Origin of the sequence: Caulobacter sp. 73W, from assembly GCF_041021955.1 — a bacterium.
In the GTDB taxonomy this organism is placed as follows: domain Bacteria; phylum Pseudomonadota; class Alphaproteobacteria; order Caulobacterales; family Caulobacteraceae; genus Caulobacter.
The window spans coordinates 2,249,991-2,276,349 of sequence record NZ_CP158375.1 but is presented as its reverse complement, the minus strand read 5'-3'; the positions used below and the strand labels follow the sequence as shown (position 1 = coordinate 2,276,349).

Here is a 26,359-nt window from a genome sequence, read left to right as displayed (position 1 = left end):
CCCCCTCAGGGCGTCAGGCGCGTCTCGCCATCGAAATGTGAAGGCCGATCAAGCGCCCGCCTCGGCCAGGGGCCGATCGTAGGCGGCCATCAGGGCCATGTTGAGAATCTTCGACACCGAGGCCGACAGCGGACAGATCTGCACCGACTTCTCCAGCCCCAGCAGCACCGGCCCGATGACCGTGGCGCCGCCCAGGGACTGCACCAGCTTGGTCGAGATCGAGGCGGCGTGGATGGCCGGCATGATCAGGATGTTGGCGCTGTCGGTCAGACGCATGAACGGATAGTTCGCCCGCAGGCTCGGGTCCAGCGCCAGTTCCGGCGGCATTTCGCCTTCGTACTCGAAGTCCACCTTCATGGAGTCGAGGATCTCGACCGCCTTGCGGACCTTGTCCGACCGCGTGCCCATCGGATTGCCGAAGGTCGAGTAGGACATGAAGGCGACGCGCGGTGTGAAGCCCAGCTTGCGCACGTCGCGCGCCGCCTCGCAGGCGATCTCCACCAGCTCCTCGGCTTCGGGCAGCTCGGTGACGTTGGTGTCGGCGATGAACAGTGTGTGGCCCTTGGCCAGCACGATGGACATGCCCATGACCCGGCCGCCGGGGGCCGGATCGATCACGCGGCGAACCTCCTCCAGCACCTGGTCGAAGCTGCGGGTCACGCCGGTGACCATGCCGTCGGCGTCGCCCACGGCCACCATGGCGGCGGCGAAGCTGTTGCGATCCTGGTTGATCAGGCGCTGCACGTCGCGGCGCAGGTAGCCCTTGCGCTGCAGGCGCTCGTACAGGAAGTCCACATAGACCGGGTTCTTGTCCGACAGGCGGGCGTTGACGATCTCCAGCGGCGTGTCGTCGGGGTTCAGGCCCACCAGCTTCATGTTCTGGTGCACCAGGTTCTCGCGGCCGCACAGGATCGCCTGGCCGAGGCCCTGGGTCTGGAAGGCGTAGGCGGCGCGGATGACCGACGGCTCCTCGCCCTCGGCGAACACCACGCGCTTTTGCGGGCTGCTCATCACCGAACCGCTGATCCGCTGCAGGAAGGCGGCGGTGGGATCCAGGCGCTGCGCCAGGCTGGCGCGATAGGCGTCCATGTCCTCGATCGGCTTGCGGGCCACGCCGGTGTCCATGGCCGCCTGGGCGACGAACGGCGGGATGTACCAGATCAGGCGCGGATCGAAGGCCGACGGGATGATGTAATCGGGGCCGAACTTCAGCTGGCGGCCGTGATAGGCGGCGGCCACTTCATCCGGCACGTCCTCGCGCGCCAGCTCGGCCAGGGCCCGGGCGCAGGCGATCTTCATCTCGTGGTTCACGCGGCGGGCGCGCACGTCCAGGGCGCCGCGGAAGATGTAGGGGAAGCCCAGGACGTTGTTGACCTGGTTGGGATAGTCGCTGCGGCCCGTGCCCATGATGGCGTCGGGGCGGACGGCCTTGACCTCTTCCGGGGTGATTTCCGGATCGGGGTTGGCCATGGCGAAGATGATCGGGTTGGGCGCCATGCTGGCGATCATCTCGGGGGTGAAGGCGCCCTTGGCCGACAGGCCCAGCAGAACGTCCGCGCCGGCCACGGCCTCGGCCAGGGTGCGCTTGTCGGTCTTGACCGCGTGGGCGCTCTTCCACTGGTTCATGCCCTCGGTGCGGCCCTCGTAGAGGACGCCCTTGGAGTCGACGGCCAGCACGTTCTCCGGCCGCACGCCCATCGCCTTGATCAGCTCGAGCGAAGCGATGCCCGCGGCGCCAGGGCCGTTCAGCACGACCTTCACGTCCTCCAGCTTGCGGCCGGTGATGGCGCAGGCGTTGATCAGGCCGGCGGCGCAGATGATCGCCGTGCCGTGCTGGTCGTCATGGAAGACCGGGATGTCGAGCAGCTCCTGCAGCTCGGTCTCGATGCGGAAGCACTCGGGGCTCTTGATGTCCTCAAGGTTGATGCCGCCGAAGGTCACGCCGATGTTCTTGACCACCGTGATGATCTCGTCGGCCTCCTTGGTGGTCATCTCGATGTCGATCGAGTCCACGTCGGCGAAGCGCTTGAAGAGGACGCTCTTGCCCTCCATCACCGGCTTGGACGCCAGGGCGCCCAGGTCGCCCAGGCCCAGGATCGCCGTGCCGTTGGAGATCACCGCCACCAGGTTGCCCTTGGAGGTGTAGTCGTAGGCCGCGTCCGGATCGGCGGCGATGGCGTGCACGGGCACGGCCACGCCGGGGGAATAGGCCAGCGACAGGTCGCGCTGCGTCGCCATGGGCTTGGTCGGCGTCACCGCCAGCTTGCCCGGCGTCGGGTAGCGGTGGAAGGCCAGGGCCTCCTCGTCGGTGAAAGCGCGTTTTTCGGCGTCGCTCATGCGGCGTTCGTCCCCGTCTGCAGGCTCTACTAGGCCGCCGTGCGTGCGGCGAACCCTTGTGATGAAGGGCACGCACCCTAGCGAGCGCCTCGACGCCCCACAACAGCCGCCGCGGTGAACGCCTGTTCGGCTAAAGGGGGCCGACCTGCGCGTGCTGCGGCTTGACCCGGGAAGGCGGGCGCGGGACTAGACAAGCTCGACCGCCAATCGCCGCCTGGAGACTCCCTTGTCCGACACCCTCCGCATCGCCGTCGCCGGCGCGCTCGGCCGCATGGGCCAGGCGGTCGCCGCCGTGGTGGAAGCCAGCGCGGACACAGAGGTCTTCGCGCGTTTCGACCGGCCCGGCGCCGTCGGCGAGGGCCTCATCGACATGGACTCCGCCCTGGCGGTCGCCCATGTGGTCATCGACTTCACCGTGCCCGAGGCCTCGGTCGCCCTGGCCGAGCATTGCGCCGCCAAGGGCGGTCCCGCCCTGATCATCGGCTCCACCGGCCTGAGCCCCGAGCAGGAGGCGCGCCTCGCCGCCGCCGCCCGAAAGATCGCCATCGTCCGTTCCGGCAACTTCTCGCTGGGCGTGAACATGTTAATGGGCCTGGTGGCCCAGGCCGCCCGCGCCCTGCCGGCCGAGGACTGGGACATCGAGGTCTTCGAAGCCCACCACAAGCGCAAGGTCGACGCCCCGTCCGGCACCGCCCTGATGCTGGGCCAGGCCGCCGCCGACGGCCGTGAGGTCGACTTGGCTTCGGTGTCGGATCGCGGCCGCGACGGCATCACCGGCCCGCGCACGCCTGGAGCCATCGGCTTTTCGGTGGTGCGCGGCGGCGGGATCATCGGTGAGCACAGCGTGATCTTCGCCGGAGAAGAAGAGATTCTCACCCTGTCGCATTCCGCTCGCGATCGCAGCCTCTTCGCCCGTGGCGCGTTGCAGGCTGCACGATGGGTGAACGGTCAAGCTCCAGGGCTCTACGACATGCAAGACGTGCTCGGACTGAAGTCCAGGCGCTGACGCCTTATTTCTGTCGCGCTCGCCAAGACCCTGAGGGCTGATGACGGAGACGACCGAGAACACCGAACCCCCCGTCCGCCGCGGATCCTCGCGCCGCGCGCGGCTGGCCGCCGTCGCGCTGGAGGTCGGCGCCGTCGCCCTGTGGAGCGTCGCGGCCGGCGGACTGATCGTCCTGGCCCAGCGGCGCGAGATCGCCCGCGAGCTGGCGGTCTCCTGGCTGCGTGAGCGTGGGGTCGAGGCGGCGGTCGATATCCAGGCGCTGGATGTGGACGGTTTCGTCGGCCGCGTGCGGGTCGGCTCCGAGGCTGATCCGATCTTCACCGCCGAGCGGCTGGAGGTGGCCTACGCCCTGACCCCGCCGTGGGCCGGCGACAAGTTCCTGCTGGAGACGCGGGCCGTGCGGCTGTATCGCCCGCACCTGAAGGCCGCCTTCATCAAGGGCAAGCTGTCCTTCGGCGCTCTCGACCCGCTGATCGAGGATTTCACCAAGACCCCGCGCCCCGCACAGGAGGGCGGCCCCGCGGTCCTGATCCAGAGCGCCCGCGTGGACTTGGGCACGGAGTTCGGCCGCGTCACCCTGATCGGCGACGGGGCCATGGACCAGGGCGCCCTGCTGCGGCTGGACGGCGCCCTGATGCCGACGCAGCTGCGCGAGGACGACTTGGCCGTGGTCAGCAATGGCGGCCGCTTCTCCTTGCGCAAGCACGACGCTCGGCTGCGGGCCTCGCTGCACCTCCTGCCCTCGACCCTGACCCAGGGCGAGACCCGGCTCGAAGGCCTTCAGGGCGCCTTGGCGGGCGAGCTGCCCTATCCCGACCTGCGCGGCATGTCGGCGGCGGGACCGGCCAGCCTTCAGGCCGCCCTCACCGCCCAGCGCGGCCGGGCGGGGGATGCGTCCGTCGAGCTGGCGCGGCTGAAGCTGGACTGGAACGGCTCGGTGTTCGGCTATCCCGAGCGCGCCGCCCTGTCGGGCCGCCTCGACGCCACCCTAGCCGCCGACCAGATCGTCCAGGGCGAACAGGCCGCGCGCGATCTTGAGGCCCGGCTGCTGCTCGACGGCTTCCGCTTCAATCACGACAAGGCCGGCGACAGCTTCGACGGCGCGGCGCGCATTCAGGCGCAGGCCGATGCGCTGGACGCCGGGGGGCTGGACCTGCAACGCGTCGCCTTCGGCGCCCGCGCGGGCCGGGTGAACGCCCGCAACGACGCGCAGGGCTTCTCGCTGAAAGGCCAGTTCGCGGTCGACGGCGCCGCCTCGACCTCCGCCGCCACCGCCCGCCGCCTCGCCGCGCAGACGCCGGTGGTCGTCCAGAACCCGGACTATCAGGCCGCTCTCGCCCGCAACCTCACCCGCCTGACCCTCGACGCCCCGTCCCTCGCTGTCGCCATCCGCCCCGGCAGCCTGCGCACGACGGCCGGCCGCCCCCTGACGGTGCGCGGCGCCGGCGGAACGCGCCTGACCCTGGATACCGGCGGCGGTCCGTTGATCCAGGCTGTCGGCGGACCCGCCTCTGGCGCGGCGCGGCTGGAGCTGACCGGCGGCGGCCTGCCCACGGCCAATCTGCGCATCTCGCGCTGGACCAGCGGCGCCCAGGGCATTGACGCGGCCCTGTCGCTGGACGCGACCTTGGACGTTCCGCCGCTGCGGAACCTGACGATCAAGGGCGACGCCCGCGCCGCCAGCCGCAACGGCCTGTGGACCGTCCGGCTGGATCGCTGCGCCGACGCCGAGGCCGAAAAGTTCGTCATGGGCGAGACCAGCATCGACGGCATCGCCGCCCAGGTCTGCGCCAGCGGCCCCATCCTGCAGGTCGGACCAAAGGGCTGGCGCGCCGACGGCCGCCTGACCAAGGCCAAGGCCGGACTTACCGCCGCCGAGTCCGAACTGGCGGGCGGCGAGGCGGCGTTCAGCCTGTCCGGCGCCGGCGGCGCCATGAACGGCCAGGTGAAGCTGAGCGCCGCCAAGGTCGTCGATCGCCAGCCCGCGCCACGCTTCAACCCCATCATCGCCGACGGGACCATCCGTCTGGCCCGCAACCGCTGGAACGGCCCGGTGACGGTGCGGACCGAAGCGGGCCGGCCGCTGGCGCGCATCGACGTCGTCCACGACATGAACAGCGGCGTCGGCTCGGCGGTTATCGACGGCTCGCAGATCAACTTCACGCCCGACGGCCTGCAACCGGCGGAAATCTCGCCCATGGCGGCGCCGTTGGAGAACGCGCAGGGCGTGGTCAGCTTCACCGGCCGCTTCGACTGGAACGCCGCCGGCATGACCAGCAGCGGGCGGCTGGTCGGCTCGGGCCTCAGCTTCAAGGGACCGGCGGGTCTCAGCAGCGGCGCGGCCGCCGACATCACCTTCACCAGCCTGACGCCCCTGGTCAGCGCCCCGGCCCAGACCGCGACCATCGCCCGCGTCGAGGCCTTCGCTCCGTTGGAGCAGGTCGCCGCCCGCTTCCACCTGGAGGAGACCGGCTTCGTCCTGGAGGGAGCCGCCGCCCAGACCTTGAAAGGCGTCGTCCGGGTCGAACCGATGACCATCGCCTACGAAGGCGGCCCCATTCGCGGGGCCGTGGTCCTAGAGGGGGTGCGGCTGGGCGAACTGGTCAGCGGCACGTCCTTGGCCGACCGGCTGAAGATCGACGGCGTGTTCGATGGCCGCATCCCATTCGAAATCGACGGCGAGAAGATCCGCGTCCACGACGGCAAGCTGACCGGACGGCCCGACGGCCGGATCTCGATCAGCCGCTCGCTGATCAACAACGCCACGGCCAATGGGCAGCAGGCTCCGACCAACGCCATCCAGGACTTCGCCTATCAGGCCATGGAGAACCTGGACTACGACAAGCTGGAAGCCACGGTTAACAGCACCGACGCGGGCCGGCTGGGCATCCTGTTCCACATCGAGGGCGAACATGCGCCCAAGGTGAAGGAGAAGGCCAAGGTTGGTATCCTGGACGTCCTGCGCGGCCGCGCCTTTGACAAGCGCATCGCTCTGCCGTCCGGCACGCCGGTCAATCTGACCCTCGACACCTCGTTCAATCTCGACGACCTGCTGGCCGGATGGCGGCGCAAATGGACCGATCCGCAAGAGACCCCCTCGCGTTCAGACGCCGTTCAGCCATAGAATCCGATTAACTGAGCCATGACGGAGACCACGATCATGACCAAACGCGCAGCAGCGCTCGCCACAGCCGCTCTGGCGGCTTCACTTCTCGGAGCCGCCTGCACGCCGACGGTGCGTGTGAAGGTCGATCCGATCAACATCTACGCCAAGCTGGACGCCGACGTCCGGGTGCGCCTGGACAAGGAAGTCCAGACGCTGATCAGCCAGAATCCGAACCTGTTCTAGGCGCCTGAGGAGACAAGTTTCATCATGATGCGCAAGCTTTTCACCGCCGCCGCCATCGCCGCCTCGCTCGGCGCCGCCTCGGCTCCCGCCCTGGCCCAGTCCAACGCCAAGGCCCAGGTCGACATCGCCAAGAGCGCCGGCGTCGTGGGCGAGCAGGCCGACGGTTATCTCGGCTTCGTCTCCATGGGCAACTCGGCCCTGCAGGCCGCCGTCCGCGAGATCAACGCCGGCCGCGCGGGCGTCTATCGCGACATCGCCGCCAAGACCGGCGTGACGCCCGAAGCCGCCGGCCAGGCCGCGGCTCGCCAGCTGTTCGACCGCCTGCCGGCCGGCGCCTGGTACAAGCCCGCCGGCGGCGCCTGGGCCAAGAAGTAAGGCCTAGTCTTCGCGGGGCCCTCCCCGGGCCACGAACCAGCCGTTGCGGAAACCCGCCTCGGCCTTGCCGTAGAGGAACGGTGAGCCGTCGGGCGTTGCGAAACGCCCGCCGGCCGCCTCCAAGATGGCCTGGCCGGCGGCGGTGTCCCATTCCATGGTCGGCCCGTGGCGCGGATAGATGTCCGCCGCCCCCTCGGCGATCCGGCACAGCTTGATCGAGCTGTCCATCGGCTGTCGCAGGTCGAAGCCGTATTCGGCCTGCAGCCCTTCGGCCGCCTCTTCCTTCATCGTGTGCGAGACCAGGGCCACGGCCTCGCCCTTCGGCCAGGGGCGCACGCGCACGGGGGCCGCCGCCTCGCCGGCCTGACGCTTCAGGGCTCCGGCCGGGGTGGTGAACCAGGTCTCCATGGTCACCGGCGCGCAGATGGCGCCCGCCACCGAGCGGCCGTTCTCGATCAGGCCGATATTGACCGTGAAATTGGGATCGCCGCGCACGAAGGCCTTGGTCCCGTCCAGCGGATCGACCAGGAAAAAGCGCCCCGCCGCGTCCGTCGGCACGCCGTTCTCGGCGGAATCCTCTTCCGACACGACCGGAATGTCCGGAAAATGCCGCGCCAGCAGTTGCAGGATCAGGGTCTCGCCGCGCTGGTCCGCCTCCGTCACCGGGCTCTCATCCGCCTTGCGGATCACCGTCAGGTCGGAGCGCCAGTAGGGCAGGATCAGGCGCGCGGCCTCCTCCACGATGTCGGCCAGGATTTCGCCCATTGCGGCGTCGTTGCTCACGTCACTATCCCCTGGGATCATCGCCGACGAAGATCAGCCGCACGGCGTCCGTGTCGATCGTCTGTTTGCCGGCCTGTTCGAAGTTGACCGTCACCCGCCGGCCGGCCACGGACTGGACCTGGCCCAGCCCCCAGTCATCCTGGTCGGGATGGCGCACCAGGGCGCCCGGTTCGAGAAACAGGTCCATCGGCGCCGTCTTTAAGGGCCATTTTCCCGGGCGCCAAATCAGGTCAAGGTCCGCGTCGATGACGGACGCCGCAGACACCCCCGCCCAACAGACGCCCTCCGAACTGGCGGCCCTGCTCGCAGCGCGCCTGTGTCACGACTTCATCAGCCCGGCCAGCGCCATCGTTTCCGGCCTGGACCTGCTGGAAGATCCGACGGCTCAGGACATGCGCGAGGACGCCATGGGCCTGATCAACGCCAGCGCCCGCAAGCTGGTGGACCTGCTGCAGTTCAGCCGCGTGGCCTTCGGCGCCTCGGCGGCGGCGGAAAGCTTCGACAGCCGCGACCTGGAGACCCTGGCCCAGGGCGTCTACGCCCACGTCCGGCCGGAGCTGGAATGGGTGGCCGACGCCGCCCAGGTCAACAAGCCCGCCGCCCGCGCCCTGCTGAACCTGGCCCAGATCGCCGCCGGCGCCCTGCCCACCGGCGGCAAGGCCCGCATGCGGGTGCTGCTGGCCGACAACCGCTACGTCATCACCGTCGACGCCTCCGGCCCCCGTGCGCGCCTACGCCCGGAAGTGGTCGCCGGCCTCAAGGGCGAGCCCTTGGGCGACGGCATCGGCGGCCAGTGGATCCAGGCCGCCTACCTGCACAATCTGGTCAAGGCCTGCGGCGGCCAGGTCGCCGCCGAAACCGCCGAAGAGCGCGTCACCCTTGCCGCCTGGGTGCCCGCCTAAGCGGCGCCATTACCCCTCCTTAACCAAACCGGCGCAAAACGGCTCCTTGGATTGGAGCCCGCGCGCCTGTGAAGACCTGCCTTGTCGTCGATGACAGCCGGGTGATCCGGAAAGTCGCCCGACGCATCCTGGAGGACATCGGCTTTCAGATCGCCGAGGCCGCCGACGGGATGGAGGCGCTTGCCTGGTGCCGCGCGGCCATGCCCGACGCCATCCTGCTCGACTGGAACATGCCGGTGATGAACGGCGTGGATTTCCTGCGCCAGCTGCGCCAGGAGCCGGGCGGCGCCGCGCCGGTCGTCGTGTTCTGCACGGTCGAGGCCGACATGGAGCACATCCGCGAGGCCCTGAACTGCGGCGCGGACGAGTACATCATGAAGCCCTTCGACGGCGACGTGATCGAGGCCAAGTTCATCGAGGCGGGCGCCCTTTGAAGCCCGACGACCTGGAATTCCTGGCGGCCCTGTGCCGCTCCCGCGCCGGCCTGAAGGTCGCGCTGGAAAAGACCTATCTGATCAACAGCAGGCTCTCGCCGGTCGCCCGTCGCGAAGGCTTCAGCAGCATCGACGACATGATCGCCGCCGTGCGCGGCAAGCGCGAGGAGCGGCTGATCTGGGCGGTGGTGGAGGCCATGACCGGCGCCGAGACCGCCTTCTTCTTCCCGCGCGAGGCGTTCAACCAGTTCGAAAAGGAACTGCTGCCCGCCATGGCCCAGCGCCGTCCGGGCGAGCCGGTGCGCATCTGGAGCGCCGCCTGCTCCACCGGCCAGGAAGCCTATTCCCTGGCCATGATGGCCGAGGAGGCGCGCGCCGCCATTCCAGGCCTGCGTCCCGAACTGTTCGGCTCGGACCTGTCGGAACGCTGCCTGGAGAAGGCCCAGAGCGGCCTCTACACCCAGTTCGAGGTCCAGCGCGGCCTGCCGATCCGCAAGCTCGTCACCCATTTCGAGAAGACGGACGAGATGTGGGCCCTGGAGCCGCGCGTGCGCCAGATGGTGCGCTGGCGCCGGATCAACCTGATCTCCGACCTGTCGGCCCTGGGCCGCTTCGACATCATCTTCCTGCGCGGCGTCCTCGCCACCATGGAAGAGACCATGCGCGACCGGGTGCTGGAGAACGTGGCCGTGACCCTGGCCGCCGACGGCTTCCTGGTGCTCAGCCCCGGCGACGATCTGGGCGGCCTTGCCGGCGCCCTGAGGCCGCTGGACGGCCAGCCCGGGGTGTTCGGCCTCGACCCGAACTTCCGCAAGGCGGCCTGATCCCAAACGCAAAAGGCCCCGCCGATGCGGGGCCTTTCCTGTCTTCCTCGCGGAGAGACAGTCTTAGTTCTTGGCGTCTTCGGCCGTCGAGGTGACGGCGCGGCCGGCGGCCGTGACGTCCTGGCCGGCGCCCGAAACGGTGTTGCAGGCGGCGGCGGTCAGACCAGCGGCGACGATCGCCATGACGATGAGCTTACGCATGAGAGTTTCTCCTGAGCGCCGTTTTGGGGAACGGCTTTGTATCGCGCCGGAGAAACGCCAGCGGCTCAGCTTTGTTCCGCAGCCGCAGCCTCGGCGGCCGCATGATCGGGCGCCCGCGCCTCCGGGGCCGGGAACACCAGACCGATCCGCAGGCCGCCCGTCTCCACCGGATCGAAGCTGACCCGTCCGCGCAGCTGGCGGGCGAAGGCGTTCATCAGGGTCATGCCCATGCCGCTGGGCGGGGCGCCCGGCGCGCCCAGGCCGCCGCCATCGTCGACGATATCCAGATAGCCCTCGCCTTCGCGCACGCGGAATTCGACGCGCAACAGGCCCGGACGCTCGGAGAACACCTGCTTCTGGGCGTTGGCCACCGCCTCCACCGCGAACAGGGCGAGCGGCGCCAGCCGGTCGGGATCGATCATCAGCGGATCGGCGTGCACCTCGGTACGCACCGCGCCATGGGGCCCGGCGTCGCCAGACAGCAGCTGGGCGGTCAGCTCCTCCAGGAAAGGCCGCAGGTCCACCTGCTTCAGGTCCGGCCCCTGGTAGAGGGCGCGATAGACCAGGGCCAGGGCCGAGATCCGCTGGCGCGTATCCATGATCGCCTGGCGCGAGGCCGGGTCGGTCAGGGCCCGCTGCTGCAGGCTGAGCAGGCTGGAAATGACCTGCAGGTTGTTCTTCACCCGGTGATGGATCTCGCGCATCAGCGCGTCCTTCTGGTGAAGGCTGTCGTGCAGCGAGGCGTCGCGCGTCACGATCGCCCCGGCCATGTGGTCCAGGGTCGAGGCCAGCTCGCGGATCTCCGGCGGGGCCTGGTCGGCGCGCACCGGACGCACCGTGAAGCGGCCGCGCGCATAGATCGCCGCCACCCGCTCCAAATAGAAGATCCAGCGCACGATGCTGCGCTCGGCCGCCAGCAGCACGGCGGCCAGGGCGGCCACGAAGGCGAAGACCGGCAGCAGCAGGCGCGAGATCGGATTGAGCCGCGCCCAGGAGAACAGGCCCGGCGACGGCGCCGACAGCACCACATAGACCTCGTCCGCCACCAGCGGCGCGGCGGCCATGGTCCGCAAGCGGCCCGCCGTGTCGCGCGCGGTCCACAGCAGCTTGCCCGAGGTCGCGGCCGACAGGTTCGGCGGGCCGTTGGGGAAGGCGCTCGGGTCGGTCATGGCGAAGTACTGGCCTTCGCGGTCGATCATGGCGATCTGCGCCCCGCCCGGCAGGGCGCGCGACTGGGTCTCCGGCTGCAGGCTGGACAGGGCGATCACCGCCACCAGGGCGCCGTCGAACGCCCCGTCCCGCTCCGCCCGCACGGCGGCCAGCAGGGCGGGATCGGCCGAATAGGCGACGCCGGGCTGGGCCTCGACCGTCATCCGGGCCCCGTCGCGCATGCGCGAAAACCAGGAACGGCTGGCGCGCTGGGCGTCGGGGGGCACGGTGTCGGAGGCGCAGGCCACCCGCCCGATCCGGTCGAAGCGGATCAGGTTGGCGTAGCCGGGAAGCCGCGATTTGACGTCATTGAGCCGCTGGGCGCAGTTGAGCCCCGTCGAGCCGGGACCGAGGGTCTCCAGCAGGACGCCCGCTGCCTCGATCCGGGCCTGGACCGTGGCGGCGCTGCGCTGCGCGCCGAGCGCCAGGCTTTCGCGCTGGGCTTCGGCGTCGCGGTAGAAGGCGGTGACGGTCTGCGCGCCGCTGAGGATGAGGACAGGCAGCAGCGCGACGGCCACCGCCGCGGCCAGGCGGACGCGGATGGTGGTCGAAGGGCCCCAACCCAGCCTTTCGGCCAGCCTCACCGAACCGAGCTCAAACGCTCCGCATCGGCCAGGATCGACTTCATGGCGTCGCCTGCCGCACCGCCGTCGCGATCATAGTTGCCGTCTTCGAGGATGGACTGCAGAGCCCGGCGCGCGCGGCTGACCCGGCTCTTCACCGTGCCGACCGCGCAGCCGCAAATCTCGGCCGCCTCTTCGTAGGCGAAGCCGCCCGCGCCCACCAGGATCAGCGCTTCGCGCTGTTCGGCGGGCAGCATGTTCAGGCTCATGCGCAGTTCGTCCAGGGCCACCGGAGCTTCCGGATCGTCCACCGCCACCAGGGTCCGCTCGGCGGCTTCCTGGTCCAGTTGGCTCTGACGCCAGGACCGGCGCTTCTCCGAATAGAACTGGTTGCGCAGGATCATGAAGGTCCAGGCCTTCATGTTGGTGCCCAGCTGGAAGCTCTCGCGCGCGTCCCAGGCCTTCATCATGGCATCCTGCGCCAGATCGTCGGCCGAGGTCGGATCGCCCGCCAGCGTGCGCGCGAAGGCGCGCAGATGCGGAATGAGCTGGACCAGCTCACGCTTGAAGATGTTGTCGCGCTCGACCCCCGTAGGGCCAGCCGCGGTCGGCGCCGCGTCCATATGGCCGGTCATCAGCGGTCTCCCGCTTTGTCGTCGGCCTTGCGCAGAATATCGAGAAACTCGTCGGGAACAGGCTCGTTCACGACTTCGTCGAACATGGCGCGAAGCTTCACGCCGATCGCTTGCTGACGCAGGCGCGCTTCGTCCAGGGCCGGCGAAGAGGGCCCCTTGCGACGTTCATCCATGGCTCTTTGTTCGATCATGACTCCGACGCCGGAACCGGCGACCGCCCCCTGAATAAAGCCCAAAACTCTAGGCGCATGCTGCGCCGTGAGCCGAAAACGCCTTTGGAACCGACGGGTTCCATTGCATTCGACCATATCATGACGAAAGGTGAAGCTTGTTGGAACCGTAGCTTTAGGAACACGTTTGGCTGTTTGTCGGGACGCTATGCGTAGACCGACGCTTTTGTTTCCGAAGACCTTTGAGAGTCGGGAGGGGTCATAAGTCTTCTTGCTCGGCTTGCGCCGCATCTGCCCTATGTTCGTCGTTATGCGCGTGCGCTGACGGGTGATCAGACCACGGGCGACCACTATGTGCGGGTGGCGCTGGAAGCGCTGGCCGCCGGCGAGCGTTCGCTGGAATCGTCCCTGTCCCCGCGGGTGGCGCTCTATCACGTGTTTCACGCCATCTGGCTGACCTCGGGCGCCCAGCTCGAAGCGACCAGCCAGGATGACATCACCACCGGCGAGGATCCGTCCCGCCGCCTGATGCGCATCGCCCCGCGGTCGCGCCAAGCCTTCCTGCTGACCGCCCTGGAAGGCTTCACCCCCACCGAGGCCGCCCAGATCCTGGGGACGGACTTCGATGAGGTCGAAGCCCTGATCTCCGAGGCGCAGAGCGAAATCGACGCTGAACTGGCCACCGACGTCCTCATCATCGAGGACGAGCCGGTGATCGCCGCCGACATCGAGGCCCTGGTCCGCGAGCTCGGTCACGAAGTCACCGACATCGCCGCCACCCGCAGCGAGGCGGTGGACGCCGTGGCCCGCAAGACGCCGGGCCTGGTCCTGGCCGACATCCAGCTGGCCGACGGCTCGTCGGGCATCGATGCGGTGAAGGACATCCTGGCGCGTCTCGACGTGCCGGTGATCTTCATCACCGCCTTCCCCGAGCGCCTGCTGACCGGCGAGCGTCCGGAGCCGACCTTCCTGATCACCAAGCCGTTCCAGCCGGAAACGGTAAAGGCGGCCATCGGTCAGGCGCTGTTCTTCCACCCGCGCCGCACCCGCAAGGCGGCGTAAGGAACCGGCTTCAGCAAGCCGACGTTCGCTCCTGGAACCGCCGCGATCCGCGGCTCTGAAAGGGAGTGAGCGTCGTGCTTGGCTGGACTTTGGTTTTCGCGATCCTGGCCGTGGTGGCCGGCTATCTGGGCTTCATGGGGCTAGCCGGCCTGGCCGCCACCATCGCCAAGATCCTCTTCGTCATCTTCCTGGTGCTTCTGATCGCCGGCTTCGTCGTCCGCGCCATCCGGGGGCAGTCCGTCATCTAGGGCCTAGGATTACAGGCAAAGAAAAAAACGGCCGCCTTTCGGGCGGCCGCTTCACATTCGGGTCTGTGCCTTTTACCCAGACTACTGCGGCGAGGAATTCGCCGCCGCGCGGTCGCCACGCTGCTGTTGAGCGGAGTCCTGCGGTTGCGGGCCGGTGTCCGGCGGCTGGACCGACGAGCGGGCCGCGAAGGAGTTTGCCGGACGGGTGCCGGTCTCCGAGGCCTCCGGCTTGGTGTTCTGTTCGACAGCGGCGTAGTCGTTGCTGTGCATGCCCCAGCTGCCGAACAGGGCGAGGGCGGCGAGAGCGGTCGAGATCACCAGGACCCACAGGACATGGCGTCCCCAGCGGCCTTGGCGGGCGCGGGTGGCGTTCAGACGGGGAGCGGTGTTGGAGGCGGGCATGGGGACTCCTTACTGAGGCAGGTAAGACAGGGGCGCGTCGGTCTGGGCGACCTGGCGCACCGGGGCCTGTTCGGCTGCGGGATGCAGGAACTGGCTGGCGACGCCGCCAGACAAGGCGATCAGCGCGCCGCCCGCGGCCATGGCCAGGACGATGCGGCCGGACCGTCGACGCTCGGGCGCGTCGTAGAAGACAAGACCGCCCAGCGCTGCGCGATAGGTGCGGATCATGGCGAGGCTCCTGCGGCGCGGACCTTCCGCGCCTTCGCAAGATCAACGCGGGCAAGCGTTCGGCTGTTCCGGCGGAGAAGCCTGAATCTTGGCCGTATCGTGACGGCTCGCCGATCGCTGAAATTTTTTGGAGCCGCCGGGAACGCATGGCCCGGCGAATGCTTTCTATGTCTGCGGAGGCGGCGACGCCCCCCGACTTGAGGCTGGCGACAGTCAGCCTGCCGTCTCCGCACCCCTTTTCTCGATGATGCAGACTTCAAGAAAGGCGGCCCGCAAAGGCCGCCTTCTTTTTAGTGCGAATTGCCGCTCTTACTGCGGGCCGCCCAGATCCACGGCGACGTCGGCGCGGCGGCGCAGCGGCCGGGCCTGGCCGTCGGGCGTGGTCGCTCCCGCGTCGCCGACCGCGGCGGTCGAGAACTCGACAGTGGGGAAGCCGGCGCGCGCCAGGGCTTGTTCCACCGCCTTGGCGCGGGCCTGGGACACCTGCAAGTTGGCGTTGGCGGCGCCCACGGCGTCGGCCAGGCCGGTCACCGTCACCTTGTCGATCTTGCAGCCCGCCGCCATGGAGGAAGCGTCGCGCAGCACAGCCCGCGCCTCACGCGTCACATTGGACGAATCGCGATCGAAATAGATGGCGACGGTGAAGTCCTGACAGGACGCCGGCGCCTTGACGATGTCGGCCCGCTTCATGGGCAGCGACGCGCACCCGGCGACCGCCACGGCCGCGACGCCCGTCGCCAGCCAGATTCCCTTGCCCTGGATCTTTCGCATTGCAAACCCCTCTACCCGGCCCCTCGGGGCCCCTGATCCGATAGTCCCCACACGCAAAGCGGCGGCCGACGTCATCGCGCCGGCCGCCGACTTGTCGATCCGCTCACGCAGCGATCAATAGCGCGGCGCGCCGTTCTCCCAGTAATAGCGGCTGTCTCGGCTGTCGTAATAGTAGTAACGGCCGGCGCGCTCATCATAGTACTGGCGACGGTTCACCTCCGCGCCGCAGCCGCCGTCCTCGCGGCAGCCCTTCACGGCGCCGGCGGTCCCGCCCAGGGCGGCGCCGATGGCCGCGCCGGTGGCGGCGCTGCCGCCGCCCACGTTGTTGCCGATCACCGCGCCCGCCAGCGCGCCGAGCGCGGCCCCGCCGGCGGCGTTGCGCTCCACATTGCCCGTCGAGGTGCAGGCCGCCGCGAGCATGCCGGCCCCCGCGAGGGCGATCCACGTCCGGTACATCTGGGCTCTCCGTTCGAGTTTGATGTCGCTGAACGAACGTGCCCCAACGGCGCAGGTTCCGGCCGCTCAGGAACGGACGGGGCGGCGCGGCGTTTCGACCACAGCGCAAGGCCAAGATTGGCCGCACCCAGCTTGAGCGGCAGGAGGAAGACATGCGATTCTGGAACCGTAACCCCGCCGCCGAGGAGCCGAGCCGGCTCGACGCCTTCGCCAGCGACGCCGCCGTGGTGCGCGAGGCCTATGAGCGCGGCCGCAAGGACGAGCGCGGACGCCGCCGCGATTCCCCCCTTCTGGTCTGTCTGGTCGTGCTGCTGGCCCTGGCCGGCGGCGTCGCCCTGACGACCGCCGCCACCCACGGCGGCTCGTTCGCCGAGGGCGGAGCCGCCATCGACCGCGCCCTGGGCCGTTCGCCTTCGACGCTGGGGGAATACGCCTCGCCCGTCGGCGGCTGAACCACCGTAACCGGGGCGTCATGACCAACATCCAGACCAAGCCGGCGATCCGCCATGTCGAGGTGGTCGTCAATCCGCTGTCCGGCTCGGCCGGAGCCAACGCCAGGGCGGAGGCCGAGGCGATCCTCGCCCGCTACGGCGTTAAGGCGCGCGTCAGCACGCCCGAAGATGGCGTCGTGCCCTGTCTTCAGCGGGCGCTGGACGCGGGCCCGGATCTGCTGGCCGTGGTGGCTGGCGACGGCACGGCCCGTTGCGCCGCCGAGATGGCCGGTCCCGACGGCCCGCTCGTCGCGCCCCTGCCGGGCGGAACCATGAACATGCTGCCGCGCCAGCTCTATGGCGATCGTGACTGGAAGACCGCCCTCGACGACATCCTGACCGATGGGGTCGTCGCCTCCGTCAGCGGCGGCGAGGTCGATGGCCGAATGTTCTTCGTCGCCGCCATTCTCGGCTCGCCCGCCCACTGGGCCGAGGCGCGCGAAGCCGTGCGCGAGGGCCAGATGTGGCTGGCGGTGCAGCGCGCCCAGCGGGCCGTCCGCCGCGCGTTCACCGGCCGCCTGCGCTACGCCCTCGACGGCGGAAAGACCCGCAAGACCGAAGCCCTGACCCTGATGTGCCCCCTTGTCTCCACCATCATGGACGCCGACGCCCAGGTGCTGGAGGCCACGGCCGTCGATCCAGCCGGGGCGCGCGACGTTTTCCGCCTGGGCTTCCACGCCGCCGTCGGCGACTGGCGCGCCGCTCCGTCCGTCCACGTGGACCGCTGCCGCTATGGCGCGGTGTGGGCCGGCGGACGCATCCCGGCCATCCTCGACGGCGAACCGCAACGTCTGAGCCGCACCGCCCAGATCAAGTTCAAGCCCGACGCCTTCCGCGCCTTGGTCCCGGAGGCGCTGTGACGGTTCGGCTAATCCATCTGTCCGACATCCATTTCGGCGGCGAGCATCCCGAGGCCGTGGCCGCCGCCGCTGCGCGCATCGCCCAGGAGTCCGCCGACCTGATCGTCATCAGCGGCGACGTCACCCGTTTCGCCGAGCGGCATGAGTTCGTCGCCGCCCGCCGCTGGATCGACGCCCTGGATGGCGACAAGTTCATCGTCCCCGGCAATCACGACACGCCCTATTTCGACATCGCCCAGCGGGTTCTGCATCCCTGGCGGCGCTACAACGCCTGCTTCAAGACCACGCGGCCGCCCAATGTCGTGCGGCCTGGGCTTTTCGTCACCGGCTTCAACAGCGCCCGGGGCGTGCAGGTGCGCCTGGACTGGTCCAAGGGCGCGGTGTCGCGCGGCCAGCGGCATCGCGTGGTCGATCGGCTGGAGACCGCCGAGCCCGGCGCCCTGCGCGTGGTGGTCTGCCATCACCCCCTGGCCGAGATCATCGGCGGGCCGATCACCGCCCGCGTGCGGGGCGGCTCGCGAACCGCGGCGGCCCTGACCCAAGCGCGGACCGACATCGTCCTGACCGGCCACATCCACGTGCCGTTCGCCATGGCCTACCCCTGCGGGGACCAGAAGACCTATGCGGTCGGGGCTGGCACCTTGTCGGTACGCGAGCGTGGCGTGCCGCCCAGTTTCAATCTGATCGAGGCGGACGAGGCGACGATCACCGTCACCGCCCTGGCCTGGACCGGCTCGGGCTTCGAGCCCCACCGCACCTGGGCCCTGGATCGGCGCGCCCAGGCGTAAGGCCCTCGAACAGGACCCAAAGGAAAACCCCGGAGCGGCGGACCGCTCTGGGGTTTGTCGTTCGTGGCTTGGACCGCTTCTAGAGCGATCCGCGTCCGCCCCGGAACAGGTGCATGACCAGCGAGACCAGGAACAGGACGATGAAGACGTAGAACAAAATCTTGGCGACGCCCATGGCGGCGCCGGCGATCCCGGCGAAACCCAGCAGGCCGGCGATCAGCGCCACCACCAGGAAGATGAGAGCCCAACGGAGCATGCGGTTTTCCTTCTAAGCTAAAGCCTGAAAGGACAACGCCCGCATCGCTCCGCTGTTCCTGTCTCGCCTATTGCGGGGCCGGGTAGGCCCAGACCGCGCCCGAACCCTTGGCGGCCGACAGCTGCGAAGCGGCCAGCGACCAGTTGGCGACCTTGTCGAACCAGGCTTCCAGGAAGCCCTTCCGGTTGTTCTGGTGGTCCAGATAGTAGGCGTGCTCCCACAGGTCGCAGACCAGCAGCGGGGTCAGGTCCGGCTGATCCAGCAGGTTCTCGCCGTCGTGGGTCGAGGTGACGACCAGCGAGCCGTCCTTCTTGGCGGCTAGCCAGACCCAGCCCGAACCGAAGTGGCCGACGCCCTCGGCGACGAACTTCTCCTTCAGGGTCGCGATATCGCCGAACGCCGCGTCGATGGCCGCCTTCAGCTCGCCTTCCGGGGCGGCGTAGGACGGGGTCATGGCGTCCCAGAAGAACGCATGGTTCCAGGACTGGGCGGCGTTGTTGAACAGCTTCTTCTTGGACTTGTCGCCGACGGCGAAGAGGGTGACCTCCTCCAGCGTCTTGCCCTCGAGGCCCAGCTCGCCGACCAGGGTGTTGGTCACGTCGACATAGGCCTTGTGGTGCTTGTCGTGGTGGAAGGTGAAGGTCTTGGCCGACACGGTCGGCTCCAGAGCGTCATAGGCGTACGGCAGGTCGGGGAGGATGAACATGGGGGAAGTCTCCTGAGGGAACGCACACAGGCCCTCAACGCGCAGCCGGGGTCGGCGGCGCCCTGAGGGCCAAGCTTGCATATAGGGTCTTAGTCGCGGTCTGGCGCGCGCGTATCCATGAAAGCCTTCGCCAGGGCGGCGAAAAGCACCGGATTGCGCATGAAGAACACACCCGCGCCGATGGCCGCGGCGGAAGACAGGATAGGCTTGTCCTTGGCCAGGTCGATCACCCGCGCGATGAAACCGGCGTCCGGCGGCGGCGCGTGGTGATGGTGATGCTTGCCCCCGTCCTCGGCCTTGTCGGCCAGGACCAGCCCGGCGATCAGGGCGATGATCGAGAAGATCGCCGCGACGATGGCCGCGGCGCCCGGCACGCCGACGAACGGCTCCAGCACGGCGTAGACCGCGAAGCCGGCCGAGACGACGGACACCAGAACGGCGGCGCCGATGAGCGCCGCCGCAGCCGTGGTTCTGAGAACCTTGCGTATGATCACTTGTTGCTGCGGTTCGCCAGGAGGAGACCGAGCAGCACGCCGACGCCGAGACCGGCGAGCGTGGCGGTGACGGGACGTTCCTTGACGCGCTCGACCACATAGCGTTGGCCGTCATCCCAGTACTGGCTGGCGTTGTCGGCATAGGTGCGGCTCTGGGCGCGAAGCGCCTCGGCGCCTTCCTTAAGGGCCTTTTCGGCTTTGTGGGCGGCGTCGGTCAGGCCGGCCTTGGCCGTGGCCGCCGTATCCTTGAAGCTGCGCTTCGTATCGGCGACAGCTTCACGAGCGGTGGCCTTGGCGTCCTTGGCGTCGGACAGGGCGGGGTTGAGCGCGTCGGACATGGCGGTCTCCGGCTAGAGGCCCCGGGGAGGGGGCTGAAATGGGCGATGCGGGCTCAACGCGAAGCTTCCGGGGTTGTTCCGAGAGCACAACAGCAAGCCACATCGCCTCTTAGCGGTTTTCATCTTCGCCTATAACCGCGATGCGGTCTATGGTCGCAGGATGGACGATCATGGTGAACCAGTCACCGGGGCCGACGAGGCGGACCGCCTCAAAGCCCTGTATGACATGGGCATACTCGATAGCGAGCCCGACCCGCGGTTCGATCGCATCGTGCGCACCGCCGCCGCGGTCTTCCGCTGTCCCCGCGCCGCCATCATCCTGATCGACGCCGACCGCCTGTGGTTCAAGGCCAAGCTGGGCATTCCCATCAAGGAACACCCCCGCGCCGGCACCTTGGGCGAGCGCATGCTGCGCCGCCGGGAGCTGGTGATCTGCGGCGACCTTCACGCCGACCCGGTGTTCGAGCCGCTGGTCCGCGACCTGCCGACCGTGGATGTCCGGTTCTACGCCTGCGCGCCGCTGTTCACCCGCAAGGGCGAGATGATCGGCCTGCTGGCCCTGGGCGATCCCGAGCCTCATCCCCCGGCCACGCCGGACATGGCCGCCGCCCTCGCCGACCTGGCCGACCTGGCCATGGAGGAGTTCAACCGCGACGTGGAGGCCGCCGCCACCGTCGCCCGCCGCAAGCTGGATGAACAGCGCGTCCACCTGGCCCTGCAGGCCGCCCGCATGGGCGAGTACGAATGGGACCTGGCCCAGGATCGGGTGATCCTCAGCGACCGCACCGCGTCTCTGCTCGACTACCCGTCCGGCCTGATGTCGGCGGAACAGGGCGAACGCCTGCGCAACATGGTCCACCCCGATGATCGCGAGGTGGTCACCCAGGCGATCAAGCGGGCCATCGACGAGACGGGCCTCTACGAGGTCGAATACCGCCATGTGCGCGAGGCGGGCAGCCCCCCGTCCTGGCGCTACACCGCCGGCGTCGTCCTCTATGGCCCCGACCACACCGCCGAACGCGTGATTGGCGTCACCCAGGACATCGACGACCGCAAGCGCGAGGAAGAACGCCTCCAGGCCCTGCTCGCCGAGCTCGACCATCGGGTGAAGAACGTCCTGGCCGCCGTGCAGTCCCTGGCGGTGCAGTCGGCCCGCCGCAGCGGATCGCTCGACAGCTTCCTCAAGACCTTCCAGGGCCGGCTCAAGGCCATGGCCTCGGCCCACGACCTGCTGACCGCCACCCGCTGGCGCGGCGCCATGCTCAGCGACATCGTCGGGGCGGAGCTGGGCGGCCTGGCGCCGCTGCAGACCCGTTGGGACGGGCCGGAGCTGTTCCTGACCCCCCGCGCGGCCAGCGCCCTCTCCCTTGCCCTGCATGAACTGGCGATCAACGCCGTGAAGTACGGCGCCCTGTCGGTGGAGATGGGCCGCGTGGACGTGGCCTGGCGGCTGTCGCCCTCCGGCGGCTTCATCCTCGACTGGGTTGAAAGCGGCGGCCCGCGCGTCAGCCCGCCCTCCAGCGAACGCGGCTTCGGCGCCACCCTGCTGTCTGAGGTCGCCGGCCGCGAACTGGGCGGTCAGGTGGAGATGGACTACCGCCCCTCCGGCGTCGCCGCCCGCATCGAGGCCTCGGTCCACGCCATCGGAGAGCGCCGCAGCACCGACGTGGCCTTCGAGGCCGAGCACGTTGCAGGCCAGATCCTGGCCGAATTCTCACCCGCCTCGCCGATGTCCGGCAGCCGGACCGACGTGGCGGGCCTGCGCCTGCTGATCGTCGAGGATTCGGTGCTGCTGGCCATGGAGCTGGAAGCCGGCCTCACCGAACTCGGCGCCAAGGTCGCCGGCGTGGCCGCCACCCTGGACGAGGCCATGGGCATGACCAGCCTGGCGCTGGACGCCGCGGTTCTGGACGCCAATCTCGACGGCCTGTCGGTGGCGCCGGCGGCCGAGGCGCTGCGCTCACGGGGCGTGCCCTTCGTCTTCGCCACCGGCTACGCCGACCGCGCCGCGCCCATGGGGTTCGACGCGCCGATCGTGCGAAAGCCTTATAATGTCGGCCAGATCGCGGCCGCCCTGGCCCAGGTCGCCAAGCCAGCCTGACCGCCCCGAACGGGTTTCTTTGCGAGTTCCCGGAACTGATCACGTCCTCGTGAGGTTTTGACGCCACGAGACGACGCCGCCCGGCGTCGCCGGCTTCCAGAACACAAACGGAGGGAATTCCATGAAACGCCAAATGCTCATCGTCGGCGCGGCCATCGCCGCCATGACCCTCGCCGCTTGCGGCGATAAGGCCGAGAAGACCAGCGCCGAACAGCAGGCCGCCACGCCGGACGCCAACCCCGCCGCCACCGTCCCGTCGGCCGCCAACGAAACCGCCGCTCCCGACTTCGTCACGAAGGCCTCGGCCACCGACATGTTCGAGATCGAAGCCGGCAAGCTGGCCGTCGAGCGCTCGACCAACGCCGAGGTGAAGAAGTACGCCCAGATGATGGTCGACATGCACACCGCCATGTCGGCTGACCTGAAGTCGGCCATCGCCGCCTCCGGCCAGACCACCCTGGCCCCCGCCACGGCCCTGCCGGCCGACCTGCAGGACAAGCTCGACGACCTGCGCGCGGCCGACGCCAAGGACTTCGACAAGAAGTACGCCGACGACATGGTCGATGTGCACCAGACGGCTCTGAACACCGTTCAGCGCTATGCCGAGGACGGCGACGTTCCGGCCCTGAAGGCCTTCGCCGCCGCTGGCGCGCCGAAGATCCAGGAGCACCTGAACCAGGCCGAAGGCCTGAAGAACGGCATGAAGTAAGACTTCTCCGCATCGCGGAAGTCCGACGCCCCTCCGGAAACGGAGGGGCGTTTTTCTTATGCGCCTATTGCGGCCGGGTCAGGTTGTCGTCGGAGTTGCGGTCGATCAGCTTGTTGTACGGATCGACCCCGGCGAAGCGCGGCTGGCGCTCGGTGACGAAGCGGAACACCTGCGTTCCAGAGCGCACGGTCCGGCGCTCGAAAGCCAGAACATCGCCCGCACGGAACCCGGCCTTGCCCGGCTCGGCGGCGAACACGCCCAGGTCCATCACCTCGTTCAAGGTCGCCTCGCGCTCCACACCCTTGCCGTCGGCGTAGAGCTTGCGGCCCACCACCGTCAGGGCGACGTCGAACTTGCCGTCGGGACGGCGGCGCACGGCCATCTTCGGGGCCTTCACGTCATACAGGGTGATGCGCTCGAACAGGTCGGTGATCAGGGCCTGCTTGTCGGCCGGCGCCTGGCTGCGAAGCGCCGCCACCAGGTCCGAGGCGATGGGGAACGGCGCGCTCTGGAAGGCGTAGCGCTGCAGCAGGATGCGCAGGGCACGATTGACCGCCTCCTCGCCCAGCTCGTCGCGCAGCCGGTACATGACCAGCGCGCCCTTTTGGTAGTGGATGTAGGGCTGGTTCTCGACGCGAACGAGCGGCAGCTCCTCGATCACCTCGCCGCCGCGGGCGCGCAGGTAGCGGTCTAGTTCGAACTTCAGGAACTTGCGGATCTGCTCGCGGCCGTAGAGCTTCTCCATGACCATCAGGGCCGAGTATTGGGCCAGCGTTTCGGACAACGCGGTAGCGCCCTGCTGGTCGGCGCCGATGACCTGGTGCGCCCACCACTGGTGGCCCAGCTCGTGCGCGCCGACATAGGTCACGAAGTCGATCTTGTCAGGGTCGCGGGAGTCCGAGATGAAGCCGATGTTCTCCGACCACGGAATGGTCCCGGCGAAGGCCTGGGCGTAGTCGCCATAGGCCGGGAACTCCAGGATGCGCGCCTGGCGGAACTGGTAGGGACCGAAATTGGTCTGGAAATAGTCCAGCCCCGTCCGCAGGGACTTTAGCATCCGCTCGGTGTTCCAGTCGTGCTCCGGATGATGGAAGACCGTCAGGGTCACCCCGTTGTGGACCTCCGACATCTCGCTGTAGCGGGCCGACTGGATCGAGAAGAACGGCAGGATCGGCGCCTCGGTGATGAAGCGCGCGGTTCGCCGCCCGGCCAGGGTGCGGTCGCTGGCCTTGTAACCCGGCGCGATCGGCGTCTGGTCCGCCTCGGTCGTCACCGTGATGTCGGCGTGAACCCAGTCGGCGTCGCGGCGCAGATAGGTGAACTGCCGGCTGGCCGGATCGCCAAGGCGCGCCATGCGCAGCTCCGGCGCCAGGCCATACTTGCGGCGCTTGGCCCGGTCCTTCAGCACCTGGTTGCGGTCCACGCCCAGGCCGGGCGCGATCTCCTGGTCGTTGACGAAGGTCCCGTTGTCGACCAGCCGCGTGGCGTTGTCCCGGTTGCGGAAGCCCTTCTGCGAAAGCTCGGTGATGAAGGACAGGGTCCGCCGCTCGCCCGGCAGCATGGGCGTGTCGAAGGCGAAGATGCGGTAGTTGAAGCGATCCAGGGTGCGATCCGGCCGCGCCCCCTCGATGGACAGGCCCTTCACCTTAAGGTCGCGGGCGAAGCGCACATGAATCTCTCGCAGCGGCTGGGCCGTGCGGTTCTCGATCACATAGACGCCGCGGGTGTCGATGCGCGGCTCGTGGGGGTGAATGTCCACCTCCAGCTTCACCGAGGCGACCTTCGGCTGCGGGATGTTTTCCAGCGGAGTCAGGGTCTTCTCGTAATCCGCCAGCCAGCGCTCGTCGTCGATCTGGGTGCGGTACTCGTTCCAGACGTTGGTGTTGACGTAGATCCAGCCGCCCACGACCGCGAACACCGCCAAGGCCGCCGTCAGAACCATCCCCGCCGGCCCCGCCAGCCGGCGCGGCGCGCGGGCCAGCCGCGGAGTCAGCCGCGTCTCCGTCCCCCGCCGCCACAGCACATGGGCCAGCACCAGCAGGACCAGGGCGAAGGCCGACCAGTAGAGCCGGAACCACCACGCCCCGACCCAGAACTTGCCCAGGCCATTCATGTCCGACAGCGGGACGGCGGGGGTCACGCCATACTGGTAGAGATTGTGCTCCAGACCGAGCCGGCCAAGGGTCAGCTGCGCCACCAGCACAAGCACCATCAGGCCCCAACCGACGAACTTGTGCGGCGACATGGCCTGCAGGAACACCGCCAGGGCGGCGATCAGGATCAGATCGAGGCTGCGCGGCAACACATACCAGAGGACGTACTCGTCGAGAGCGAAGTCGGTGTAGCCCTTCAGCGCCTGGACGATGATCGCCACGGCCACGCTGATCACCAGGCTGCACAGCAGGACCAGGGCCACGCCAAGGGTCTTAGGAACGACGAAGGCCCAGTCGGGCAAAGGCGTGGCGTCGATGATCTCGTGCGTGCGGCGGTCGCGTTCGCGCCAGACCAGCTCGCCCGCGTAGAAGACGCCGACGATCATCGGGATGAAGGTGAACGAACCGTCCAGCGCCTGGATCATCAGGCGGGTGACCGGCCAGATGTCGCTGCCATAGGGGGTCTGGGTCGAGAACCACAGACTGCCGATGGCGTTGATCACGCCCATCGCCATCAGCACCAGGAAGGCCGGATGGCCGAAGATCTGGCCCATCTCCAGACGGGTCCGCGCCTTAAGTTGCGCCCAGGCTGCGGCCATGCCGAAGCGCGGGGCCGGACGGGCCGCCTCGATCAGCTCCGGCGGCGCGGCGTCGGCCTCGGCCTTGCGCAGGCGGCGCACCTTGCGCGCCTTGGCCGTACGCGGCGCGGGGTCGAAGCGGAACAGGAAGTATGTCGCCGCCAGCAGGGCGGCCGCCAGGGTCAGGGCCAGGATACGGTTGAACAGCAACACGCCGGCCACCGCCGGGATGAGGTTGTTGCGCTCCGAAGCGGTCCAGTACTTGGTGACCAGGCTGTAGGCCGCCGTGCCCAGCGGCTCCCACAGGGCGGCGACGCGCTCGTACTGCGGCTGGTCGAGCACGATCCCGGCCACCAGCCACAGGATCAGGAAGACCACCACCCCGATATAGGTGCCCATCATCGACCGGGTGATCGTGGCCAGGGCGAAGAACATCGCACCGGTCAGCAGCAGGTTGGGAACCGCCAGGACGAAATAGGCGAACAGGTAGTGGCGGATCGCCAGCGGCCCGAACGTCTCGGGGTCCACCCAGGGGGCCATGGCGCCGGCCAGGATGGCTATCGGCACGGCCAGGAACGACAGCAGGGTCGCCGCCATGCCCCCGACGAAGCGCCCGAACAGGTAGTCGAACCGCTTGACCTGGGTGGAGCGGACGATCGGCCCAAAGCCGGTCTCGTCGTCGCGCAGCACCACATTGGCCACGAAGGCCGCCGTGACGAACATGTAGAAGACCGACCAGATCAGATGGATCTGGGCGATGGCGAAGGCCGCGTTCTTGTGGATGTTGCCGCCGGACCCGATCTGGATCTGGTCGATGGCGACCGCCCCGAAGGTCAGCAGGAAGAATAGACCCGCCGCCACCCAAAACACCGGCTGGCGCGTCTGGAAGCGGAATTCAAAGGCCGCGATCTTGCCGAACATCAGGCGTCC

At 68.9% G+C, this 26,359-nt stretch carries 30 protein-coding genes; 14 read left to right on the top strand and 16 right to left on the bottom strand.

The features are described 5' to 3' along the window. Window positions 1-48 precede the first annotated feature (48 nt). Window positions 49-2,337: an NADP-dependent malic enzyme gene (locus ABOZ73_RS10700; RefSeq protein WP_369058139.1), complete on the bottom strand. Its 2,289-nt coding sequence runs from the start codon at window positions 2,335-2,337 to the stop codon at window positions 49-51. Between the two features lie 226 nt (window positions 2,338-2,563). Between ABOZ73_RS10700 and dapB the strand changes: the two genes are divergently transcribed. From dapB to ABOZ73_RS10680, 4 genes are read left to right on the top strand one after another with little or no spacing between them, the layout of a single operon-like run. Continuing rightward, window positions 2,564-3,343: a 4-hydroxy-tetrahydrodipicolinate reductase gene (gene dapB, locus ABOZ73_RS10695; RefSeq protein WP_369058138.1), complete on the top strand. Its 780-nt coding sequence runs from the start codon at window positions 2,564-2,566 to the stop codon at window positions 3,341-3,343. Window positions 3,344-3,383: 40 nt separating this feature from the next. Beyond that, complete coding sequence (locus tag ABOZ73_RS10690; RefSeq protein ID WP_369058137.1) at window positions 3,384-6,467, top strand: YdbH domain-containing protein; 3,084 nt, start codon at window positions 3,384-3,386, stop codon at window positions 6,465-6,467. A 36-nt stretch (window positions 6,468-6,503) separates the two neighbouring features. Continuing rightward, the gene (locus ABOZ73_RS10685) at window positions 6,504-6,692 is read left to right on the top strand and encodes a YnbE family lipoprotein (RefSeq protein ID WP_369058136.1); all 189 of its coding nucleotides are present in this window, start codon (window positions 6,504-6,506) and stop codon (window positions 6,690-6,692) included. A 24-nt stretch (window positions 6,693-6,716) separates the two neighbouring features. Beyond that, window positions 6,717-7,067, top strand: a complete 351-nt coding sequence (locus ABOZ73_RS10680; protein WP_369058135.1) for a YdbL family protein — start codon at window positions 6,717-6,719, stop codon at window positions 7,065-7,067. 3 nt (window positions 7,068-7,070) lie between these two features. Here ABOZ73_RS10680 and cysQ read toward each other — a convergent pair whose 3' ends face one another. Together cysQ and ABOZ73_RS10670 are read right to left on the bottom strand one after the other, a co-directional pair. After that, on the bottom strand, window positions 7,071-7,871 hold the full coding sequence (cysQ, locus tag ABOZ73_RS10675; protein WP_369058134.1) for a 3'(2'),5'-bisphosphate nucleotidase CysQ: 801 nt from the start codon (window positions 7,869-7,871) through the stop codon (window positions 7,071-7,073). Beyond that, window positions 7,855-8,037: a DUF3553 domain-containing protein gene (locus tag ABOZ73_RS10670; protein WP_369058133.1), complete on the bottom strand. Its 183-nt coding sequence runs from the start codon at window positions 8,035-8,037 to the stop codon at window positions 7,855-7,857. Before ABOZ73_RS10670 ends, cysQ begins: the two co-directional genes overlap by 17 nt. A 58-nt stretch (window positions 8,038-8,095) precedes the next feature. Between ABOZ73_RS10670 and chpT the strand changes: the two genes are divergently transcribed. From chpT to ABOZ73_RS10655, 3 genes are all read left to right on the top strand, one after another. After that, window positions 8,096-8,752 carry a histidine phosphotransferase ChpT gene (chpT, locus tag ABOZ73_RS10665; protein WP_369058132.1) on the top strand — a complete coding sequence of 219 codons (657 nt, stop codon included), beginning with the start codon at window positions 8,096-8,098 and terminating at the stop codon, window positions 8,750-8,752. A 68-nt stretch (window positions 8,753-8,820) separates the two neighbouring features. Then, the gene (locus ABOZ73_RS10660) at window positions 8,821-9,186 is read left to right on the top strand and encodes a PleD family two-component system response regulator (RefSeq protein ID WP_369058131.1); all 366 of its coding nucleotides are present in this window, start codon (window positions 8,821-8,823) and stop codon (window positions 9,184-9,186) included. Then, on the top strand, window positions 9,183-10,010 hold the full coding sequence (locus tag ABOZ73_RS10655) for a protein-glutamate O-methyltransferase CheR (protein WP_369058130.1): 828 nt from the start codon (window positions 9,183-9,185) through the stop codon (window positions 10,008-10,010). Before ABOZ73_RS10660 ends, ABOZ73_RS10655 begins: the two co-directional genes overlap by 4 nt. 63 nt (window positions 10,011-10,073) lie before the next feature. Here ABOZ73_RS10655 and ABOZ73_RS10650 read toward each other — a convergent pair whose 3' ends face one another. The 4 genes from ABOZ73_RS10650 to ABOZ73_RS10635 form a co-directional block, all read right to left on the bottom strand. Then, complete coding sequence (locus ABOZ73_RS10650) at window positions 10,074-10,211, bottom strand: entericidin A/B family lipoprotein (protein WP_277785933.1); 138 nt, start codon at window positions 10,209-10,211, stop codon at window positions 10,074-10,076. Between the two features lie 65 nt (window positions 10,212-10,276). After that, on the bottom strand, window positions 10,277-12,004 hold the full coding sequence (locus ABOZ73_RS10645; RefSeq protein ID WP_369058129.1) for a sensor histidine kinase: 1,728 nt from the start codon (window positions 12,002-12,004) through the stop codon (window positions 10,277-10,279). Beyond that, window positions 12,001-12,606, bottom strand: coding sequence for a sigma-70 family RNA polymerase sigma factor (locus ABOZ73_RS10640; RefSeq protein ID WP_369062520.1), 606 nt, complete (start codon window positions 12,604-12,606; stop codon window positions 12,001-12,003). The genes ABOZ73_RS10645 and ABOZ73_RS10640 overlap by 4 nt, the downstream gene beginning before the upstream one ends. Window positions 12,607-12,617: 11 nt before the next feature. Next, a complete protein-coding gene (locus ABOZ73_RS10635; protein WP_369062519.1) occupies window positions 12,618-12,809 on the bottom strand; it encodes a NepR family anti-sigma factor in 192 nt (63 codons plus the stop codon). A 240-nt stretch (window positions 12,810-13,049) separates the two neighbouring features. On the opposite strand from ABOZ73_RS10635, the gene ABOZ73_RS10630 reads away from it, so the two are divergent. Both ABOZ73_RS10630 and ABOZ73_RS10625 read left to right on the top strand, forming a co-directional pair. Next, entirely contained in the window at window positions 13,050-13,850 is an 801-nt protein-coding gene (locus tag ABOZ73_RS10630) for a response regulator (protein ID WP_369062518.1), read from the top strand. Window positions 13,851-13,924: 74 nt separating this feature from the next. Then, window positions 13,925-14,098, top strand: coding sequence for a DUF1328 domain-containing protein (locus ABOZ73_RS10625; protein WP_369062517.1), 174 nt, complete (start codon window positions 13,925-13,927; stop codon window positions 14,096-14,098). Between the two features lie 81 nt (window positions 14,099-14,179). Here the strand turns inward: ABOZ73_RS10625 and ABOZ73_RS10620 are convergent, their stop codons facing one another. The 4 genes from ABOZ73_RS10620 to ABOZ73_RS10605 form a co-directional block, all read right to left on the bottom strand. Next, window positions 14,180-14,500, bottom strand: coding sequence for a hypothetical protein (locus ABOZ73_RS10620; RefSeq protein ID WP_369058128.1), 321 nt, complete (start codon window positions 14,498-14,500; stop codon window positions 14,180-14,182). A gap of 9 nt (window positions 14,501-14,509) precedes the next feature. Next, window positions 14,510-14,728 (bottom strand): hypothetical protein, encoded by a 219-nt coding sequence (locus ABOZ73_RS10615; protein ID WP_369058127.1) that lies wholly within the window; start codon window positions 14,726-14,728, stop codon window positions 14,510-14,512. A 309-nt stretch (window positions 14,729-15,037) separates the two neighbouring features. Then, complete coding sequence (locus tag ABOZ73_RS10610; RefSeq protein ID WP_369058126.1) at window positions 15,038-15,499, bottom strand: OmpA family protein; 462 nt, start codon at window positions 15,497-15,499, stop codon at window positions 15,038-15,040. A gap of 114 nt (window positions 15,500-15,613) precedes the next feature. Beyond that, window positions 15,614-15,955: a YMGG-like glycine zipper-containing protein gene (locus ABOZ73_RS10605; RefSeq protein ID WP_369058125.1), complete on the bottom strand. Its 342-nt coding sequence runs from the start codon at window positions 15,953-15,955 to the stop codon at window positions 15,614-15,616. Window positions 15,956-16,107: 152 nt separating this feature from the next. Here ABOZ73_RS10605 and ABOZ73_RS10600 point away from each other — a divergent pair, with 152 nt between their 5' ends. Genes ABOZ73_RS10600 through ABOZ73_RS10590 form a run of 3 tightly spaced genes read left to right on the top strand, consistent with a single transcriptional unit; the run spans window position 16,108 to window position 18,094 of the window. Continuing rightward, a complete protein-coding gene (locus tag ABOZ73_RS10600; RefSeq protein WP_369058124.1) occupies window positions 16,108-16,407 on the top strand; it encodes a hypothetical protein in 300 nt (99 codons plus the stop codon). Window positions 16,408-16,427: 20 nt separating this feature from the next. After that, window positions 16,428-17,306, top strand: coding sequence for a diacylglycerol kinase family protein (locus ABOZ73_RS10595; RefSeq protein WP_369058123.1), 879 nt, complete (start codon window positions 16,428-16,430; stop codon window positions 17,304-17,306). Further along, entirely contained in the window at window positions 17,303-18,094 is a 792-nt protein-coding gene (locus ABOZ73_RS10590) for a metallophosphoesterase (RefSeq protein ID WP_369058122.1), read from the top strand. Before ABOZ73_RS10595 ends, ABOZ73_RS10590 begins: the two co-directional genes overlap by 4 nt. Window positions 18,095-18,173: 79 nt before the next feature. Here the strand turns inward: ABOZ73_RS10590 and ABOZ73_RS10585 are convergent, their stop codons facing one another. The 4 genes from ABOZ73_RS10585 to ABOZ73_RS10570 form a co-directional block, all read right to left on the bottom strand. Beyond that, window positions 18,174-18,350 (bottom strand): DUF1328 domain-containing protein, encoded by a 177-nt coding sequence (locus ABOZ73_RS10585; protein WP_269715209.1) that lies wholly within the window; start codon window positions 18,348-18,350, stop codon window positions 18,174-18,176. Window positions 18,351-18,417: 67 nt separating this feature from the next. Beyond that, on the bottom strand, window positions 18,418-19,056 hold the full coding sequence (locus ABOZ73_RS10580) for a superoxide dismutase (protein WP_369058121.1): 639 nt from the start codon (window positions 19,054-19,056) through the stop codon (window positions 18,418-18,420). A gap of 89 nt (window positions 19,057-19,145) precedes the next feature. Continuing rightward, window positions 19,146-19,550, bottom strand: a complete 405-nt coding sequence (locus ABOZ73_RS10575) for a hypothetical protein (RefSeq protein WP_369058120.1) — start codon at window positions 19,548-19,550, stop codon at window positions 19,146-19,148. Next, the gene (locus tag ABOZ73_RS10570) at window positions 19,547-19,888 is read right to left on the bottom strand and encodes a hypothetical protein (RefSeq protein WP_369058119.1); all 342 of its coding nucleotides are present in this window, start codon (window positions 19,886-19,888) and stop codon (window positions 19,547-19,549) included. Before ABOZ73_RS10570 ends, ABOZ73_RS10575 begins: the two co-directional genes overlap by 4 nt. A gap of 160 nt (window positions 19,889-20,048) precedes the next feature. On the opposite strand from ABOZ73_RS10570, the gene ABOZ73_RS10565 reads away from it, so the two are divergent. Both ABOZ73_RS10565 and ABOZ73_RS10560 read left to right on the top strand, forming a co-directional pair. Then, a complete protein-coding gene (locus ABOZ73_RS10565) occupies window positions 20,049-21,989 on the top strand; it encodes an HWE histidine kinase domain-containing protein (protein ID WP_369058118.1) in 1,941 nt (646 codons plus the stop codon). 121 nt (window positions 21,990-22,110) lie between these two features. Further along, window positions 22,111-22,698, top strand: a complete 588-nt coding sequence (locus ABOZ73_RS10560; RefSeq protein ID WP_369058117.1) for a DUF4142 domain-containing protein — start codon at window positions 22,111-22,113, stop codon at window positions 22,696-22,698. Between the two features lie 64 nt (window positions 22,699-22,762). Here the strand turns inward: ABOZ73_RS10560 and ABOZ73_RS10555 are convergent, their stop codons facing one another. Next, window positions 22,763-26,350: an ABC transporter permease/M1 family aminopeptidase gene (locus ABOZ73_RS10555; protein WP_369058116.1), complete on the bottom strand. Its 3,588-nt coding sequence runs from the start codon at window positions 26,348-26,350 to the stop codon at window positions 22,763-22,765. Window positions 26,351-26,359 lie beyond the last annotated feature (9 nt).

Bases quoted from the DNA above. Each gene is read 5' to 3' on its own strand.
- ABOZ73_RS10690 (WP_369058137.1), top strand. From the start codon at position 3,384: ATGACGGAGACGACCGAGAACACCGAACCCCCCGTCCGCCGCGGATCC.
- ABOZ73_RS10635 (WP_369062519.1), bottom strand. From the start codon at position 12,809: ATGATCGAACAAAGAGCCATGGATGAACGTCGCAAGGGGCCCTCTTCG.
- ABOZ73_RS10700 (WP_369058139.1), bottom strand. From the start codon at position 2,337: ATGAGCGACGCCGAAAAACGCGCTTTCACCGACGAGGAGGCCCTGGCC.
- ABOZ73_RS10650 (WP_277785933.1), bottom strand. From the start codon at position 10,211: ATGCGTAAGCTCATCGTCATGGCGATCGTCGCCGCTGGTCTGACCGCC.
- ABOZ73_RS10585 (WP_269715209.1), bottom strand. From the start codon at position 18,350: ATGCTCCGTTGGGCTCTCATCTTCCTGGTGGTGGCGCTGATCGCCGGC.
- ABOZ73_RS10555 (WP_369058116.1), bottom strand. From the start codon at position 26,350: ATGTTCGGCAAGATCGCGGCCTTTGAATTCCGCTTCCAGACGCGCCAG.
- cysQ (WP_369058134.1), bottom strand. From the start codon at position 7,871: ATGATCCCAGGGGATAGTGACGTGAGCAACGACGCCGCAATGGGCGAA.
- ABOZ73_RS10560 (WP_369058117.1), top strand. From the start codon at position 22,111: ATGAAACGCCAAATGCTCATCGTCGGCGCGGCCATCGCCGCCATGACC.
- ABOZ73_RS10615 (WP_369058127.1), bottom strand. From the start codon at position 14,728: ATGATCCGCACCTATCGCGCAGCGCTGGGCGGTCTTGTCTTCTACGAC.
- ABOZ73_RS10570 (WP_369058119.1), bottom strand. From the start codon at position 19,888: ATGTCCGACGCGCTCAACCCCGCCCTGTCCGACGCCAAGGACGCCAAG.
- ABOZ73_RS10610 (WP_369058126.1), bottom strand. From the start codon at position 15,499: ATGCGAAAGATCCAGGGCAAGGGAATCTGGCTGGCGACGGGCGTCGCG.
- ABOZ73_RS10595 (WP_369058123.1), top strand. From the start codon at position 16,428: ATGACCAACATCCAGACCAAGCCGGCGATCCGCCATGTCGAGGTGGTC.
- ABOZ73_RS10580 (WP_369058121.1), bottom strand. From the start codon at position 19,056: ATGTTCATCCTCCCCGACCTGCCGTACGCCTATGACGCTCTGGAGCCG.
- ABOZ73_RS10640 (WP_369062520.1), bottom strand. From the start codon at position 12,606: ATGGACGCGGCGCCGACCGCGGCTGGCCCTACGGGGGTCGAGCGCGAC.
- ABOZ73_RS10685 (WP_369058136.1), top strand. From the start codon at position 6,504: ATGACCAAACGCGCAGCAGCGCTCGCCACAGCCGCTCTGGCGGCTTCA.
- ABOZ73_RS10600 (WP_369058124.1), top strand. From the start codon at position 16,108: ATGCGATTCTGGAACCGTAACCCCGCCGCCGAGGAGCCGAGCCGGCTC.
- chpT (WP_369058132.1), top strand. From the start codon at position 8,096: ATGACGGACGCCGCAGACACCCCCGCCCAACAGACGCCCTCCGAACTG.
- ABOZ73_RS10620 (WP_369058128.1), bottom strand. From the start codon at position 14,500: ATGCCCGCCTCCAACACCGCTCCCCGTCTGAACGCCACCCGCGCCCGC.
- ABOZ73_RS10680 (WP_369058135.1), top strand. From the start codon at position 6,717: ATGATGCGCAAGCTTTTCACCGCCGCCGCCATCGCCGCCTCGCTCGGC.
- ABOZ73_RS10605 (WP_369058125.1), bottom strand. From the start codon at position 15,955: ATGTACCGGACGTGGATCGCCCTCGCGGGGGCCGGCATGCTCGCGGCG.
- ABOZ73_RS10670 (WP_369058133.1), bottom strand. From the start codon at position 8,037: ATGGACCTGTTTCTCGAACCGGGCGCCCTGGTGCGCCATCCCGACCAG.
- ABOZ73_RS10565 (WP_369058118.1), top strand. From the start codon at position 20,049: ATGGACGATCATGGTGAACCAGTCACCGGGGCCGACGAGGCGGACCGC.